The following is a 15372-nucleotide window of genomic DNA, read 5'->3' as shown; positions in this document are numbered from 1 at the left end:
GACATACAGCAGGAAGCCCGGCCGGGGCGAACCGGCCGGGCGTGTCGCTGTTCAGTTGGCGATGCCGAGCTTCTTGCAGCCTTCGGCATAACGGTCCACGCAGAGCGTGGCGGCGGGAACCACATTCTTGTCGATGATCTCCGCCTTCAGGTTTTCAGCCGTCACAACCACCGGGACGAAAAGCTTCGACGGCGTGTTGTAGAGCGTGGCTTCGGCCTTCGGGGTTTCGCCGTTCAGAAGCTGGCCCGCGACGCGCGCGGCTTCTGCGGCCACGATTTCAGACGGCTTGTTGATCGTGTTGTACTGATCGCCCGAAATGATGAGCTGAAGCGCTGCAATCGTCGCATCATTGCCGGTAACCGGCGGAAGCGGATCGACGCCCGCCGCCTTCATCGCCGCAATCGCGCCGCCTGCGGTGCCGTCATTGGCAGCCACCACGCCGACGATCTGGTCGCCAAAGCGGGTGATCTGGCCGCTCGCCCATTGCTGGGCCTTGCTCGGCGCCCATTCCGGCGTGTCATATTCGGCAAGCGTCTTGTAGCCGCTGTCCTTCAGACCGGCATGAATGCCGTTCTTGATGAGACCGGCCGCGGCATCGGTCGGCGAACCGTTGATCTGGAGAACGCCGCCCTTGTCGCCCGGCACGCCCTTTTCCTTCAGGTGCTTGACCAGCGATTCCGCAATCGACTTGCCGATGGCCTCATTGTCGAACGACACATAGAAATCCGACGTCGCATCCGGGATCGGGCGGTCATAGGCGATGACCTTGATATCCTGCGACTGGGCAAGCTTGACCAGCGAGGCCGCCGCCGCCGTATCGACCGCATCGAGCACGATCACCTTCGCGCCCTGCGAAATGACCGAGTTGAACTGCTGCTGCTGCTTGCTCGCATCGCCATCGGCGTTGAGATAAAGCACCTTGCAGCTTTCGCAGATCTTCTTCATCTCGGCGGCGAAGCCCGGATAATCGCGCTCCTCGTAACGGGTCGATGCCTGATCCGGCATCAGGAAGCCGACCACGGCATCCTTCACCTCCGCCTGGGCCGTACCGGCGGCCATCATCAGCACGCCTGCAAGCGCGCCCGTCATCTTCAATGCCTTCATGACACTCCTCCTGATGATTGTCGTAATCTTCTTGTGGCACTTGTCCGGGATTTCCGCCGGCAAATCTCTGCCTCGAATGCGCCGACGCGACCGGTTGCTCCATCGGAAAACCGCTCTCGAAAATCAGCGCTGTACGATGCCTCCACTTGTCTGCGCCGCCATCTCCCATCAGGCGGAGTAGCGCTCCATCACGCCTTTCAGCGGGTTGAAAGCACTGCACAATCGATTGTGCAAGGTGATAATGCGCCAGCATTGAAAAGCTGTCAACACGTTTCAATGCGGGCAGCAGATGACAATATGGTTGATGCGTGAAATGCGGCGTTACATCCGGGCGTCACGCTCGGGCGGCGCCATGCCCGGCCTGACCAAACCTCTACCGGTACGGAAGCGGCCCATCTACTTGATATCCTTCAACGCATCGAGCGGCCCCGGTATGGCCGAGCGCGGCGCGATGAGCTTGGGCATGATGAGATGCAATTCGGGTTCCGTCACCCGGCGCTCCATCAGATCGAACGCCTTGGCGATCATGCCCTCGACATCCTGCAGAACCGAAATCACCGGAAAGGAAAGAAACGAGGCAAAGGGGTCGTAGTCATAGCACCCCACCACGAGATCGCTCAGCGTCTCGTCGGGATGCTCGACCATATAGCGCAGAAGCCCTTCCAGATTGATCGACGAATTGATGAACAGCCCGCGCGGCAACCGGCCATGACGCTGGCGATAATCATCGAGCGCGCGCAGCGTGTTGGGCGGAGAATAGCCGGTGTGGAAAACACAGCCTTCCGGGTCTTCCCCGAACACGGCCTGCTTCACATGATGGAAGGCGCGGATGCGCTGCCGCGTCGATTCATCGTTGCGCCCGCCGAACAGGCAAAGCTCTTCCGGACGCAGGGGCTGCCCGTCACCGAAATGGTCGATGATCGCCTGGGTCAGCATCCTGCCGCCTGCAAAATTGTCCGTCGTCACCGATGGCGCTTTTGAACCGGGCAGATCGATATTCACATGCGGAAGCGCTGCCCTTTCGCAAAGCGCGTGCAGACTGTCGGGATCGGTGGCGCCGCAGATGAAAAGCTCGTCGATGGAATAGGAAATCAGCGTTTCCGCCGTTTCGCGTTCTTCTTCCGGGTCGCGGCTCGCACTCACCACGACCGGGCAAAGGCCGCGCGCGCGCACATGCGCCTCGAAGGTCTGCGCCATGGCGGAAAAGAAACGGTTGTCATGCAGCGGCAGCAGCAGGCCCACAAGGCCGGAACGCGAATGCCGCAAGCCCTGCGCCTGACGATTTGCCGTATAATCATGCTTTTCGGCGAGTGCGAGAATTGCTTCGGCGGTTTCCTGCCTGATACGCCTTTTGCGCCATGTTCCGTTCAGCACCGCGCTGACAGTCGAAGGCGAACTCCCGGAAAGCACCGAAAGATCGTAGATCGTTGCCTTTTTCCTGTTTCCGCGCATTCAGTTACCCTCTCCAAGACCTTTACGAATAGTGGGAGCGGACAAAAAGGCAAATATGTTTCTCGCCGGTCGCGGATATAGTTGCGTCAGGGCGGACGGCCTGCCCTATTGCCAGGCTCAGGCGATCACCAGCGGCGTGTCCTCATCGAACATGCCGGAAAGGTCTTGCAGCGTATCCGCACTGGAGCGTTTTCGCATTTCGAGAAGATTGTTGAGCCCCTTCGCGATGCGCTTCGCATAGCCCAGATCGTTGAGAAGCGAGCTCAATTGCATGCCGCTGATCCGGCCTTCACGGTTCAGGGCGAAAAGCCGCGTGCTGAAATCGACATCGAACAGATGTATCCCGTCGGCAAACTCCTTCTGGCGGGCCTCCCAGTTTTCGCTTTCGGCGCCGGCCCGGCTCAACACGCGAACATCGTGCAGCACCGTGATGAGATAACGCCGAAGCTCGACATAATTATCGCGCACCGGGGAATCGCCCTGCCGCAGGTAGAAGCCCAGATTCTTCTGCAGATGTTTGGCGTCCTTCACAATCTCCACAAGCTGCAAGGCCACCATCTGGCAGGTCATCCAGAATGCCTGCCGCTCCTGATCGTCCGGCAGTTCCACCTTGCCGATAAAGCTCAGAATATCGCCATAGACACCCTTGATGTAGCGGCGGTAGAGCAGATCCGCATCCGCATAATCGTCATCCGGCCGCGCGCGCATGACGGCGTCGTCATGCTTGGCGCGATTGATTTCGCTGACCGGCAGATAAAGCGCATGGCAGATGACCTCGATACTGAGGCGGCCAAGATGCTGCAATTCATGCGCGACCGCAGCCGCAGCCGTATCGAGCGTGCTGAGCGCCGATTTGTCCAGATAGCGGGCCTCAAGCGGCTTCGCATCGGGCTGGGCGCGCTCGGGATGGGGAATGAGAACACGGGGCTCCGGTCTGGCCGGCAGGACATATTCCAGAAATCGTGTAAAGGGGCGAAGCATCGGCCAGAAAACGAGAACGCCCAGAATGTTGAATGCGCTGTTGAAAAAGGCGAGCATGATAAGCTGGTTGTCGCCAAGCCCGATCGCCTCGGTCAGAAAAACGGCAAGGCGCACAAAGACATCCATGACCAGAAGCGCCAGCACAGCCGTCACGATATTGAAGATCACATGGGCCAGCGCGAGGCGCTGGCCGCTGCGGTTGCCGCCCAATGCGCCCGCAATGCCGGTCGTGATGCTGCTGCCCACATTGGCGCCAATGGCTATTGCCGCCGCCTGCCAGAGATCGACCTGACCAAGACCGAGCGCGGCCAGTGTCAGCATGAGCGTTGCGTGGGTCGATTGCAGAAGCAGGGTCAGCACAAGCCCGACGACGGCAAACAACAGCCGCCCCGGCCACCCGTCGAGGCTATATTGCGCCAGATCGAGATTTTCGGTGACGACGGAAAAGCCCTGCTTGATCTGGTCGATGCCGAGGAAAATGAAAGCGATCCCGAGCAGGATTCTTCCCAGCGCCTTCATCTTCGGCCCGAGGAAACTCGCCAGGACGCCGAACACCAGCAATGGCAGGGCCAGGGCCGACAGGCTGAAATTCTGGCCTGCAAGCGCAAGCAGCCATATGCCGGTGGCCGAGCCGAGATTGGCGCCGAAGATGATGGCAATGCCGGCGGGAAGCGCGATCAGGCCGGTGGTGATAAACGCAATCGTCATCAGCGAAACCAGCGTGCTCGACTGCATGGCCGTGGCGCCCACCAGACCGACCAGAAGGCTTTTCCACGATGTCGAGGTGCCCCGCGCCAGCATGCGCTCCAGGGCGCTGCCCGCAAGATTGCGCAAGCCCTCCTCCAGGCACTGCATGCCAAACAGAAAAAGGGCAAGCCCCGCACAGAGCATAAGCCAGTGCTCGTTGCGCCAGAAACTATAGCCAAGCACGAGCAGGATCAGCAGGCCCGCCGCGCGAAGGGCCTGCTGCCCGATCCCGGAACCCGACGCGACATTGTCTTCCGTGATAGCCGTCTTCAATGCCTGTCCATCCTTCGATTGCCGGATCGAGCGATCCCGTCATCCCTGCCGGAATTGAAGCAGCCCGGCCGCTCCGTGCAGCCCGCCCGGTTTCCCGACAATGGCAGGTTTAACGGCTGCCGAGAAGTGCCTGAACGAGATCGGCCTCCAGATCGTCCGCATCTTCCAGACCCACGGAAATGCGAATGAGCTGCGGGCCAATCCCCAGATCGTTCTTCTGGTCTTCCGGCACCACCGCATGGGTGAGGGAGAAGGGATGCTGGATGAGGCTTTCCACGCTGCCAAGGCTGACCGCGAAATGGAAATAGCGTGTGGAAGTCAAAATACGCTCGACGCGCGCCACATCGCCCGTAACCTCGACCGAGACGACACAGCCGAAATTTATCATCTGGCGCGCCGCCATCTCGTGCTGCGGATGGCTTGCAAGACCGGGATAGACAACCCGGCTCAACCCCAGTTCCTCTGCTCGACGCTCAAGACTGACGGCGAGCTTCAGCGCCGTTTCCGACTGCCTGTGGCTGCGGATTTCCAGTGTTTTCAGGGAGCGGTGCAAAAGCGCGCAGTCTGTCGGCGACATGACTGATCCGAGCGCATTCTGCAGATATTTGACCCGCTGGGCGAGGCCCGCCGGAGCGCGGGCGGAGACAGCAACCACCCCGCCAAGGAGATCGGAATGGCCATTGAGCATTTTGGTGGCCGAATGGACGACCACATGGATGCCATGTTCGATCGGCCTTTGACCGGCCGGGGACGAGAACGTGCTGTCGCAAACGGTGATGGCGCCCGCTTCGGCGCCGAGCTTCGCCACCAGAGACAGATCAACAATGCGAAGCGTCGGATTGGACGGGGTTTCGAACCATAACAGGCTGGGCTTGTGGTCCGCTACGGCCTGCCGGAGCGCGGCTTCATCGGAAAAATCGACGAAATTGACCTGATGGCCAGCCGTTACCGGCCGCACATCGGCGAGCAGCCGGTAGACCCCGCCATAAAGATCGTTATGCGCCAGGATCGACGATCCTGACGGAAGCGCCTCCAGCAGGGTGGCCGCCGCGGCCAGACCGCTCGGAAAAACGAAGGCGGCCTCCGCACCTTCAAGATCGGCGAGGCAGAGTTCCAGCGCATTGCGCGTGGGATTGCCGCTTCGGCTGTAGTCATAGCCCTTGCTGGCGCCGATGCCGTCCTGAACATAGGTAGTGGCATGATAGATCGGAGGGATCACCGCGCCGGTCAATGGATCGGGTTCCTGTCCGACATGAATGGCGCGCGTTGCAAATCCAGCCTGATTGCGGTGAAGCTTATTCGACACTTGCTCGTCTTTCGTTAGAGCGTTTCCGTTGATTCAATCAATACAGTAATGCTTTAGAGCATTTCCAGCAAAAGCGCGAAGCGGTTTAGCGTCGGATAATGCGTGAAAACAAATAGATAGAGCGGTTCCGGCGATTCCGTTAAAGCAGGAACCGCTCTGGCGAAACCTGATCGCTCCGACAATTTGCAGCCTGTAGGTGATTGCCCATGTTGCATTGCTCCCTGGAACCGATCCTGTAAAGCCAAGATTTTTTATAAATTTCTGCCATATTGAAACCGGCGTTTCATTTCAGCCCGGCACAAGCCTTATCCGAAGGCCAGTGCACAATTGACGGCCATCGAATTGATCTTCCGCAATGATCGCCACAGCGCAAACGCGCTTTCCACGAAGAAAATCACGCAGATTTGAATGCACTCCGCAAGCCTTGGCCAAAAGCCGCTTGTCTTTATTTCAATGATAGCTTTATTCTCTCCTTAATATGAGCTAGCTTATTAAAAACCAGGCATCCTTCGTGACAGACACCCGCATTCTTGGCTTCCTCCTGCATGATGTGGCCAGGCTCCTCCGCAAACGTTTCGAACAGCGGGCACGCGAAAAAAGCCTCACACGCACGCAATGGCACACACTGGCCATTCTTTCCAAAAACGATGGCATCAAACAGCGCTGCCTGGCGGAAGAACTCGAGATCGAGCCCATAACGCTCACCCGCATTCTGGACAGGCTCGTCGAGCAGGGCCTTGTGGAGCGGCGCCCCCATCCGACGGACCGTCGCGCCTTCCTTATTCATATCTGTGACGCCGCCCTGCCGCTTTTGGACAGCATGCGCGAACTGGGCGCCCTCACACGTCAGGAAGCCTTGGACAATATCTCGGAACAGGAGCAGGAGCAGCTGATCCGGACGCTCCTTTCCATGAAAGAAAATCTCGCCCGCGCCTGCCGGGCGCCCATCACCCAAGAAGACACACGCAATGACTGATCCTTCGAATATCGTGAAACATCCTGCCGCCGAACCGGTCCGTTCCGAACGACCGCACGATGCCGACGCGGAAAAGGCCGCCCCCGCCGCGCAGGGCCCGGTCACGCTGTCAGACGCCCCCGCCGACCGCGCGCGCCGCAGGCTGAAACGCCGTCGCCTGTTGTTTTCACTCTTGCCATTGGCGCTCCTGGCCGGCGGCTATTTCTATGTGACCGGCGGGCGTTTCATGTCCACCGACAATGCCTATGTCCAGGCCGACATATTGGGCGTCTCGACCGATGTATCGGGGCTGGTGGCATCGATCGATGTGCGGGAAAATGAGACCGTCAAAACCGGGCAGGTCCTGTTTACGCTGAAACCCGCCCCCTTCCGCATCGCGCTTGAAGGCGCAGAGGCAGAACTTGGCCATGTCCGCAATCAGATTGTGACATTGAAAGCCAGCTACCAGCAGGCGCTGGCGGAAATCCAGCGGGCCGAAGCCGACCTTCCCTATTACGAAGCGACCTACAAGCGGCAGCAAAATCTGGTCGCGACGCGGGCAGCCTCCCAGGCCGTGCTGGACCAGGCCAAACACGACCTCGACGCGGCGCGCCAGAAGGTGATCGTCGCCAGAGCCAAGGCGCAGTCCGCTTTGGCCGAGTTGGGCGGCGACGCCGGCCAGCCGGTCGAACAGAACCCGCTCTTCCTGCAGGCAAAAGCCAAGGTTGACGATGCGCGGCGCCAGCTCGACGATTCCGTCGTGCGCGCGCCCTTCGACGGCATCGTCACCAATGTGAATTCCTTGCAGATCGGCTCCTATCTGGAAGCCTCGCAACAGGCATTCTCGCTGGTCTCCACCGATCACCTGTGGATATTGGCAAACCCCAAGGAAACCGAGCTGACGCATATCGAACCCGGCCAGGAAGCCACGATCTCGGTCGATACCTATCCCGGTGTGAAATGGAAAGGGAAAGTGACCAGCATCAGCCCGGCATCCGGGGCCAGTTTCGCGCTTCTCCCATCGCAGAACACGTCCGGCAACTGGGTCAAGGTCGTTCAACGCATTCCAATGCGTGTGAGCATCACCGACACCAGCGGAAAGCCGCCATTGCGCGTCGGCATGAGTGTCGATGTCGAGGTCGATACCGGACACGCCCGCGGCTTGCCGAACTTCATAGCCAGATTGTTTGGCAGCAGCGAACATGTCTAGCATTGCCGTTTCACAGGCCCCGGCGATCGCGCATCGGGGCGCCATTACGGCATGTGTGATCCTCGCCGTCATCATGCAGGCGCTGGACACGACCATCGCCAATGTCGCGCTTCCCTATATTCAGGGCAGCGTTTCGGCGAGCGCGGACCAGATCAACTGGGTGCTGACCTCCTATATCGTGGCCGCAGCCATCATGACGCCGCCCTCCGGCTTTCTGGCCGCCAGGTTCGGGCGCAAACGGGTGCTTCTGGTGGCAATCGCCGGCTTCGTTCTTGCCTCGGTTCTGTGCGGCCTGGCGCAATCTCTTTCGCAGATCGTCGGGTTCCGGCTGCTTCAGGGCCTGTTCGGCGCAGCACTCGTGCCCTTGTCGCAAGGCATCCTGCTCGATATCTATACGCTTGAGGAACGCGGATCGGCCATGGCGCTTTTTGGCGTGTCCGTGATGGTCGGCCCCGTGCTGGGGCCGGTGATCGGCGGATGGTTGACGGACCATCTGAGCTGGCGCTGGGTTTTCTACATCAATGTGCCGATCGGCATGCTGGCCTTGGGCGGCGTCATGGTCTTCGTTTCGGAAACGAAGATCGACCTGAAGGCGCGTCTGGACTGGACAGGGTTCGGCTTGCTCAGCCTCGCCATCGCATCGCTACAGCTTTTCCTCGACCGCGGCGAGCAGCTGGACTGGTTTTCATCCGGGGAAATCATGATTGAAGCCATCGTCTGCGCGGCGGCTCTCTATCTTCTGGTGGTGCACACGTTCACGACCGACAATTCCTTCGTCAAGCCGCAGCTTTTTCTCGACCGGAATTTCTCGATCAGCATGCTTTTCATTTTCGTCATCGGCATAACCTATCTCGCATCGCTCGCATTGATGACGCCCTATCTTCAGACGCTGATGGGCTATCCGGTTACGACCGCCGGTATCGTCATGGGGCCGCGCGGGCTTGGCACCATGGCCTGCATGTTCGTGGTGGGCAAGCTGATCGGCCGGGTCGATTCCCGTTTTCTGCTGCTTGTCGGATTGGCGCTCACGGCATGGGCCATGTACGAGATGACGGGATGGACGCCCGACATATCGCAATGGACCATCGTATGGGTCGGGTTCGTGCAGGGTGCGGGGCTTGGCTTTCTGTTCGTACCACTCACCACCATGGCGTTTTCGACCTTGCCCGCGCATCTGCGCGGTGACGGCACGGGGCTTTACAACCTCTCGCGCAATATCGGGTCCAGCGTGGGGATTGCGGTTGTATCGGCGCTTCTGACCGAGAACACCCAGGTCAACCATGCCGATATTTCAGCCTATGTGACCCCTTTCAACCGCAATTTCGAAGCGCCGCTCGTCTCCCAGTATCTCGATCCGGCAAAGGCGGCTGGCCGGGCGCTGCTGGACAACATGATAACCGAACAGGCCACGATCATCGCCTATATCGATGATTTCAAACTGTTGATGGTGTTGTCGCTTTTGGCGATGCCGCTGGTCCTGCTGCTGCGCAAGCCCAAGACGGCCCAGCAAGTCGATCACTCGATAGCGATGGAATAAGTTGGATGGACAATTCTGGAAAAACGATGCGGGTGGGCGATATCATGACGGCGCCCGTGATCGGGATAGCGCCGACGGCATCGCTCGCCGATGCCGCGCGGTTGATGCTGGGCAGCAGGATCAGCGGCCTGCCCGTGGTTTCTGCCGATCGACATCTCGTCGGCGTGCTGACGGAAGGCGATTTTCTCCGCCGTATCGAATTGGGAACCCTGCCAAGACGGGCAGGCTGGCTTGATTTCTTTCTCAGCCCGCGAAAGGAGGCGGCGGAATATATTCACGGCCACGGCCACAAGGTCGAGGAAGTCATGTCGCCCGATCCCGTAACCATCTCGTCGCGGGCCCCGGTCAGCGAACTTGTCGACCTCATGATCTCCAGAAAGATCAAGCGGGTGCTGGTCGTCGATGATGGAACGCTTGTCGGCATCGTGGCGCGGTCGGACCTGATGCGCGCCGTGTTGCGCATGACGCCGGAACAAAATCCCGGCGCGCAGGACGATGACCATATCCGCACATCCATCATGGAGGAACTGAAGCAGCATTCCTGGTCCGGTTCCGTTCGGGTGACGGTGCATGGCGGCATTGTCGAGTTCCATGGCATCATATTCGATGACACGGTCCGCGAAGCGATCCGCGTCGCCGCCGAAAATGTTCCCGGCGTGAAAAACGTCGTCGATCATCTGCTGTGCATCGACCCCATAACGGGCCTCTATCTCAGCTCTCCCGACGATCCATAGAGCGGTTCCGGCTCGAAAATGCTCTGGGCTGCCGGGACGAATGAACTTATGGTCTGGCGCAAGCGTATTTTGTTTCCTGCCTTTGCGAAGGCAAAGCCTTGCAGCACTTTCACTGCTCCCGAAAGATTTCCGAGGAGCTGACGCAATGGATAAACGATGATCGGATGCCTGCCACCACTTCTGCTGCTTGTTCTGGGCGCTGCAATCGGCTTGCTGATCGGCGGAAGCTATGGGGCCGTCTGGGGCGGCGGCGTGGGACTTGGCATCGGCCTGGTGATCATGCTGATCCTTGTCTGGGCGCTGATGAAAACCCGAAACAGATAGCCCGGCCCTGGCGCGTGCGCCGTACAGGCCGCCAGGCCGTAAACCGGGCGCGGGGACCGATCAGTTTTGATCCAGCACCCGCGACAGCTTGAGCGCCGCCAGCGTGCAGATCGCACCGGACAGGAGATAGCCTCCGATGAAGATGATGCCGAGGCTGCTGGCAAGGCCGAGGGCCACGAGGGGGGCGAAGGCCGCGCCGACGAGCCAGGCGAGATCCGATGTGAGCGCTGCGCCGGTGTAGCGGTAATATTGCGTGAAACGGGAAGACACCGCGCCGGAAGACTGGCCGAAGGTCAGCCCCAGAACGGCAAAGCCAATCAGAATATAGGCATCCTGTCCCACACTCCCCGCATCGAGCAGGAAGGGAGCCGAAAAGCTGAAGATCGCAATGATGCTCGCGCCGATCATCAATTCGCGGCGACGCCCGACGCGATCTGCAAGCAATCCCGAAAAGATGATGCCGATGACGCCGATCGCCGCGCCCGCGACCTGCACCCAGAGAAAGCGTTCCACGGGCTGCGCGCCCGACAGGACGACCCAGCTCAACGGAAAGATCGTGACGAGATGGAACATCGCAAAGCTTGCCAGCGGCACGAAGGCGCCCAGCACGACATCGATGCTATGCTTGCTCAACATTTCAAAGACGGGCCGCGGCTGCAATTCCTGGGCATCCATCGCCGCGCCGAATTCGCTGCTGGCAACGATGCGAAGGCGCGCGAACAGCGCCACGACATTGATCGCAAAGGCGACAAAGAACGGATAGCGCCAGCCCCATGCGAGAAAATCGGCTTCGCTGAGATTATGCACGAAATAGGCGAACAGGATGCTGGCAAGCGCAAAACCGATGGGCGCGCCCAGCTGCGGTATCATGGCGTACCAGCCGCGCCTGTTCTGCGGCGCGCTCAAGCTGAGAAGAGAGGCCAGGCCATCCCATGCCCCGCCAAGCGCAAAACCCTGCCCCAGCCTGAACAGCGCGAGCAGGAACACGGCCCAATATCCGATCGTCTCGAAGCCGGGCAGAAAGGCGATGGACGCGGTCGAGCCGCCCAGAATGACGAGCGCAAGCGTGAGCTTCGTTCCCCGGCCATAGTGGCGATCGATCCACATGAAGATGAACGACCCCACGGGACGCGCGATGAAGGCCAGCGAAAACACCGCAAACGACATCAATGTCGCCGTCACCGGATCGGGTGCGAACGGAAAGATCAGCTTTGGAAAAACCAGAACGGAGCCGAGCCCATAGACAAAAAAATCGAAAAATTCCGATGTCCGCCCGATGATAACGCCGATGGCGACGTTTCCCGGCGACAATGGCTTTCCGTCCTCATGAATGCGTCGCGCATCGCGTTCAAGTCCGGACGATGTTGGCGTGGCAGACGAACTCATGAAACTCTCCAACGGAAATGTATCATGCAATTATGATGTCGCACCGGCGCACGATATCAAGGAACCAACCCAAAAAAAAGAAGATAACGCCGCCCGAAAGCGCCCTGGCCGCGAAATTTCCATAAATTGAAAAGGGGGGCTTCCCGAAACGGGATTGTGCCTTATCATGATTGGGGGAACGGAATGTAGGTCGGGTCGAGCATGGACACATTCTTCAGTTTCACGCGAAAAGCGATCCCGGTCGTGCTTCTTCCGGCGGGGCTGGCAGGATGCGACATGGTCGTGATGTCCCCATCGGGCTACATCGCGGCCCAGCAGGCCGATCTCATCGTCATATCGACGATCCTGATGCTGATTATCATCGTGCCGGTTATTTTCCTCACGCTTTTCTTTGCCTGGCGATACCGGCAGTCCAACAGTGCCGCCCGATACGATCCCGAATGGCATCATTCAACCGCGCTCGAGGTGGTCATATGGACAGCCCCCTTGCTGATCATCATCGCCTTGGGCGCGATCACCTGGGTGAACACCCACAAGCTCGATCCTTATCGGCCGCTCGACCGGATTGACAGCACGCAGCCCGTTCCGGCCGGGACCAAACCCCTGGTCGTCGAAGTCGTGGCGCTCGACTGGAAATGGCTGTTCTTCTACCCGGATTACGGCATCGCCACGGTCAACGAGATGGCGGCCCCCGTCGACAGGCCCATCGAGTTCAAGATCACGGCCTCGTCGGTCATGAATTCCTTCTATGTTCCGGCACTTGCAGGCATGATCTATGCAATGCCCGGAATGCAGACACGGCTTCACGCGGTCATCAACAAAGCCGGCGAATATGAAGGTTTCTCGGCAAACTACAGCGGCGAGGGCTTCTCGCATATGCGCTTCCGGTTTCACGGGCTCGACGCCCCCGGTTTCGAAAACTGGATCGGGCAGGTGAAGCAGAATGGAACCATGCTCAACAGGGACACCTATCTGAAGCTCGAAAAGCCGAGCATCAAGGAGCCGGTGCGCTATTTCGCAGCCGTCGAAAGCGGACTTTACGAAGCCGTGCTCAATATGTGCGTGCGCCCCGGCCAGATGTGCGTGAGTTCCATGATGCATATCGACCGGATGGGCGGCGGCGGACTCGACAGTCACGAAAACAGGGCCCGGCTTGAACACGACAATCGCCACGGCATGAAGGAGGCGCAGTCCGGCGCGGCCGACAGCCAGCCGGTACCCGCCGCAAACCGGGAACAGGGCCACGACATGCACGATATGCCTGAGGGCGAACCAGGAAAATGAAGCGATATTCTGCGGCTTTGGCAGGTCCAGACGATCGAAACTGATGATCGGATAACGATAACTTCGGGAATGTTCTATCATGATTGGCGGTGACAGTTCCACGAATATGATCTTCGGACGCCTCTCCCTGGAGGCGATCCCCTATCACGAACCGATCCTCCTGGTGACTTTCTTCGGGGTCGCGATCGGGGGGATCGCCATTGTGGGGCTGATCACCTATTTCAGGCTGTGGGGATATCTCTGGCACGAATGGTTCACCAGCGTGGACCACAAGAAGATCGGCATCATGTATGTCATTCTCGCGCTGGTCATGCTTCTGCGCGGTTTTGCCGATGCGATCATGATGCGCATCCAGCAGGCAATCGCCTTCAATGGATATGAAGGCTATCTGCCGCCCCACCATTACGACCAGATCTTCACCGCCCATGGCGTGATCATGATTTTCTTCATGGCCATGCCCTTCGTGACGGGGCTGATGAACTATGTCGTGCCGTTGCAGATCGGGGCGCGTGACGTGTCCTTCCCGTTCCTCAACAATTTTTCGTTCTGGATGACGACCGGCGGTGCCGTCATCATCATGATGTCGCTTTTTGTCGGCGAGTTTGCCCGCACGGGCTGGCTGGCTTACCCGCCCTTGTCCGGCATCGATTACAGTCCGGATGTCGGGGTCGATTATTATATATGGGGCTTGCAGGTCGCGGGCGTCGGCACGACGCTGTCGGGCATCAATCTGATTGCCACCATCGTGAAGATGCGCGCGCCCGGCATGTCGTTCATGAAGATGCCGGTGTTCACCTGGACCTCGCTGTGCACCAACGTGCTCATCGTGGCGACATTTCCGATCCTCACCGCAACGCTCGCCCTGCTGTCGCTCGACCGTTATGCGGGAACGAATTTCTTCACCAACGATCTGGGCGGCAATCCGATGATGTATGTCAACCTCATCTGGATATGGGGGCACCCGGAAGTCTATATTCTCGTATTGCCGGCTTTCGGCATCTTTTCCGAAGTGGTCGCCACCTTCTGCGGCAAGCGCCTTTTCGGCTATGCGTCGATGGTCTACGCAACCTGCGTCATCATGATCCTGTCCTATATTGTGTGGCTGCACCACTTCTTCACAATGGGGTCGGGCGCGTCGGTCAATGCGTTCTTCGGCATCACGACGATGATCATCTCCATCCCCACCGGGGCGAAGATGTTCAACTGGCTGTTCACCATGTATCGCGGGCGCATAAACTATGAAGTGCCGATGCTGTGGACCATCGGGTTCATGGTGACATTCGTGATCGGCGGCATGACGGGCGTTATGCTGGCCATCCCGCCGGCCGATTTCGTGCTGCATAATTCCCTCTTCCTGATCGCGCATTTCCACAATGTCATCATTGGCGGCGTTGTGTTCGGGCTGATGGCGGGGCTCGTCTACTGGTGGCCGAAAGCATTCGGCTACAAGCTCGATCCCTTCTGGGGCAAGATGAGCTTCTGGTTCTGGCAGATCGGCTTCTTCTTCGCCTTCATGCCGCTCTATGTCCTGGGGCTCAAAGGCGTCACCCGCCGCCTCAACCAGTTTGAGGACCCTTCGCTCCAGATATGGTTCGTGGTTGCGGCTTTCGGCGCGGGCCTCATTGCGCTTGGCATAGCCTCTTTCGTCATCCAGCTTGTCGTGAGCTATGCGAAGCGCGACCAATTACGCGACCTGACCGGCGATCCATGGGGTGGCCGGACGCTGGAATGGTCGACATCCTCACCGCCGCCGGAATATAATTTTGCATTCACGCCGGTCGTTCATGATCTCGACAGCTGGTATGACATGAAAAATCGTGGCCATGAGCGGCCGCTGACCGGTTTCCGGCCCATCCATATGCCGCGCAATACGGGCGCAGGCGTCATTCTTGCAGCACTGAGCGTCATCCTTGCCTTTGCACTCATCTGGTACATCTGGTGGCTGGCGATCGTCTCTTTCGTTGCCTTGCTGATCGCCGCGATCGCCCACACCTTCAACTATCAGCGTGACTTCTACATCCCCGCGGAAACCGTCGCGGCGACGGAAGCCGCCCGTTCGAAACTTCTCGCTGGATAGGC

At 59.2% G+C, this 15372-nt stretch carries 12 protein-coding genes; 7 read left to right on the top strand and 5 right to left on the bottom strand.

Annotation, left to right across the window (positions count from 1 at the left end; all coding sequences use genetic code 11):
• Positions 1–51 precede the first annotated feature (51 nt).
• The 4 genes from AVM02_RS00305 to AVM02_RS00290 form a co-directional block, all read right to left on the bottom strand.
• Positions 52–1104 carry a sugar ABC transporter substrate-binding protein gene (locus AVM02_RS00305; protein WP_411505027.1) on the bottom strand — a complete coding sequence of 351 codons (1053 nt, stop codon included), beginning with the start codon at positions 1102–1104 and terminating at the stop codon, positions 52–54.
• A gap of 396 nt (positions 1105–1500) precedes the next feature.
• Positions 1501–2556, bottom strand: coding sequence for a substrate-binding domain-containing protein (locus tag AVM02_RS00300; RefSeq protein WP_411505026.1), 1056 nt, complete (start codon positions 2554–2556; stop codon positions 1501–1503).
• Positions 2557–2673: 117 nt separating this feature from the next.
• Positions 2674–4557: a Na/Pi cotransporter family protein gene (locus AVM02_RS00295; RefSeq protein ID WP_411505025.1), complete on the bottom strand. Its 1884-nt coding sequence runs from the start codon at positions 4555–4557 to the stop codon at positions 2674–2676.
• A 109-nt stretch (positions 4558–4666) separates the two neighbouring features.
• Complete coding sequence (locus AVM02_RS00290) at positions 4667–5863, bottom strand: trans-sulfuration enzyme family protein (RefSeq protein WP_411505024.1); 1197 nt, start codon at positions 5861–5863, stop codon at positions 4667–4669.
• A 511-nt stretch (positions 5864–6374) separates the two neighbouring features.
• Here AVM02_RS00290 and AVM02_RS00285 point away from each other — a divergent pair.
• From AVM02_RS00285 to AVM02_RS00265, 5 genes are all read left to right on the top strand, one after another.
• The gene (locus AVM02_RS00285) at positions 6375–6839 is read left to right on the top strand and encodes a MarR family winged helix-turn-helix transcriptional regulator (protein ID WP_411505023.1); all 465 of its coding nucleotides are present in this window, start codon (positions 6375–6377) and stop codon (positions 6837–6839) included.
• Positions 6832–8028, top strand: coding sequence for an HlyD family secretion protein (locus AVM02_RS00280; RefSeq protein WP_411505022.1), 1197 nt, complete (start codon positions 6832–6834; stop codon positions 8026–8028). Before AVM02_RS00285 ends, AVM02_RS00280 begins: the two co-directional genes overlap by 8 nt.
• Entirely contained in the window at positions 8021–9565 is a 1545-nt protein-coding gene (locus tag AVM02_RS00275; RefSeq protein ID WP_411505021.1) for a DHA2 family efflux MFS transporter permease subunit, read from the top strand. Before AVM02_RS00280 ends, AVM02_RS00275 begins: the two co-directional genes overlap by 8 nt.
• A 5-nt stretch (positions 9566–9570) precedes the next feature.
• Complete coding sequence (locus AVM02_RS00270; RefSeq protein WP_411505020.1) at positions 9571–10299, top strand: CBS domain-containing protein; 729 nt, start codon at positions 9571–9573, stop codon at positions 10297–10299.
• A gap of 156 nt (positions 10300–10455) precedes the next feature.
• Positions 10456–10623, top strand: a complete 168-nt coding sequence (locus AVM02_RS00265) for a hypothetical protein (RefSeq protein WP_411505019.1) — start codon at positions 10456–10458, stop codon at positions 10621–10623.
• A gap of 60 nt (positions 10624–10683) precedes the next feature.
• Here the strand turns inward: AVM02_RS00265 and AVM02_RS00260 are convergent, their stop codons facing one another.
• On the bottom strand, positions 10684–12009 hold the full coding sequence (locus AVM02_RS00260) for an MFS transporter (RefSeq protein ID WP_411505018.1): 1326 nt from the start codon (positions 12007–12009) through the stop codon (positions 10684–10686).
• 201 nt (positions 12010–12210) lie between these two features.
• On the opposite strand from AVM02_RS00260, the gene cyoA reads away from it, so the two are divergent.
• Both cyoA and cyoB read left to right on the top strand, forming a co-directional pair.
• On the top strand, positions 12211–13293 hold the full coding sequence (gene cyoA, locus AVM02_RS00255) for a ubiquinol oxidase subunit II (RefSeq protein WP_411505017.1): 1083 nt from the start codon (positions 12211–12213) through the stop codon (positions 13291–13293).
• 79 nt (positions 13294–13372) lie between these two features.
• Positions 13373–15370, top strand: coding sequence for a cytochrome o ubiquinol oxidase subunit I (gene cyoB, locus AVM02_RS00250; RefSeq protein ID WP_411505016.1), 1998 nt, complete (start codon positions 13373–13375; stop codon positions 15368–15370).
• Positions 15371–15372 lie beyond the last annotated feature (2 nt).

This window comes from Brucella anthropi, from assembly GCF_046630315.1.
GTDB classification, from domain to species: domain Bacteria; phylum Pseudomonadota; class Alphaproteobacteria; order Rhizobiales; family Rhizobiaceae; genus Brucella; species Brucella anthropi_A.
Note: the sequence above shows the minus strand (reverse complement) of the source record. Positions and strands in the feature narration are given on the sequence as shown.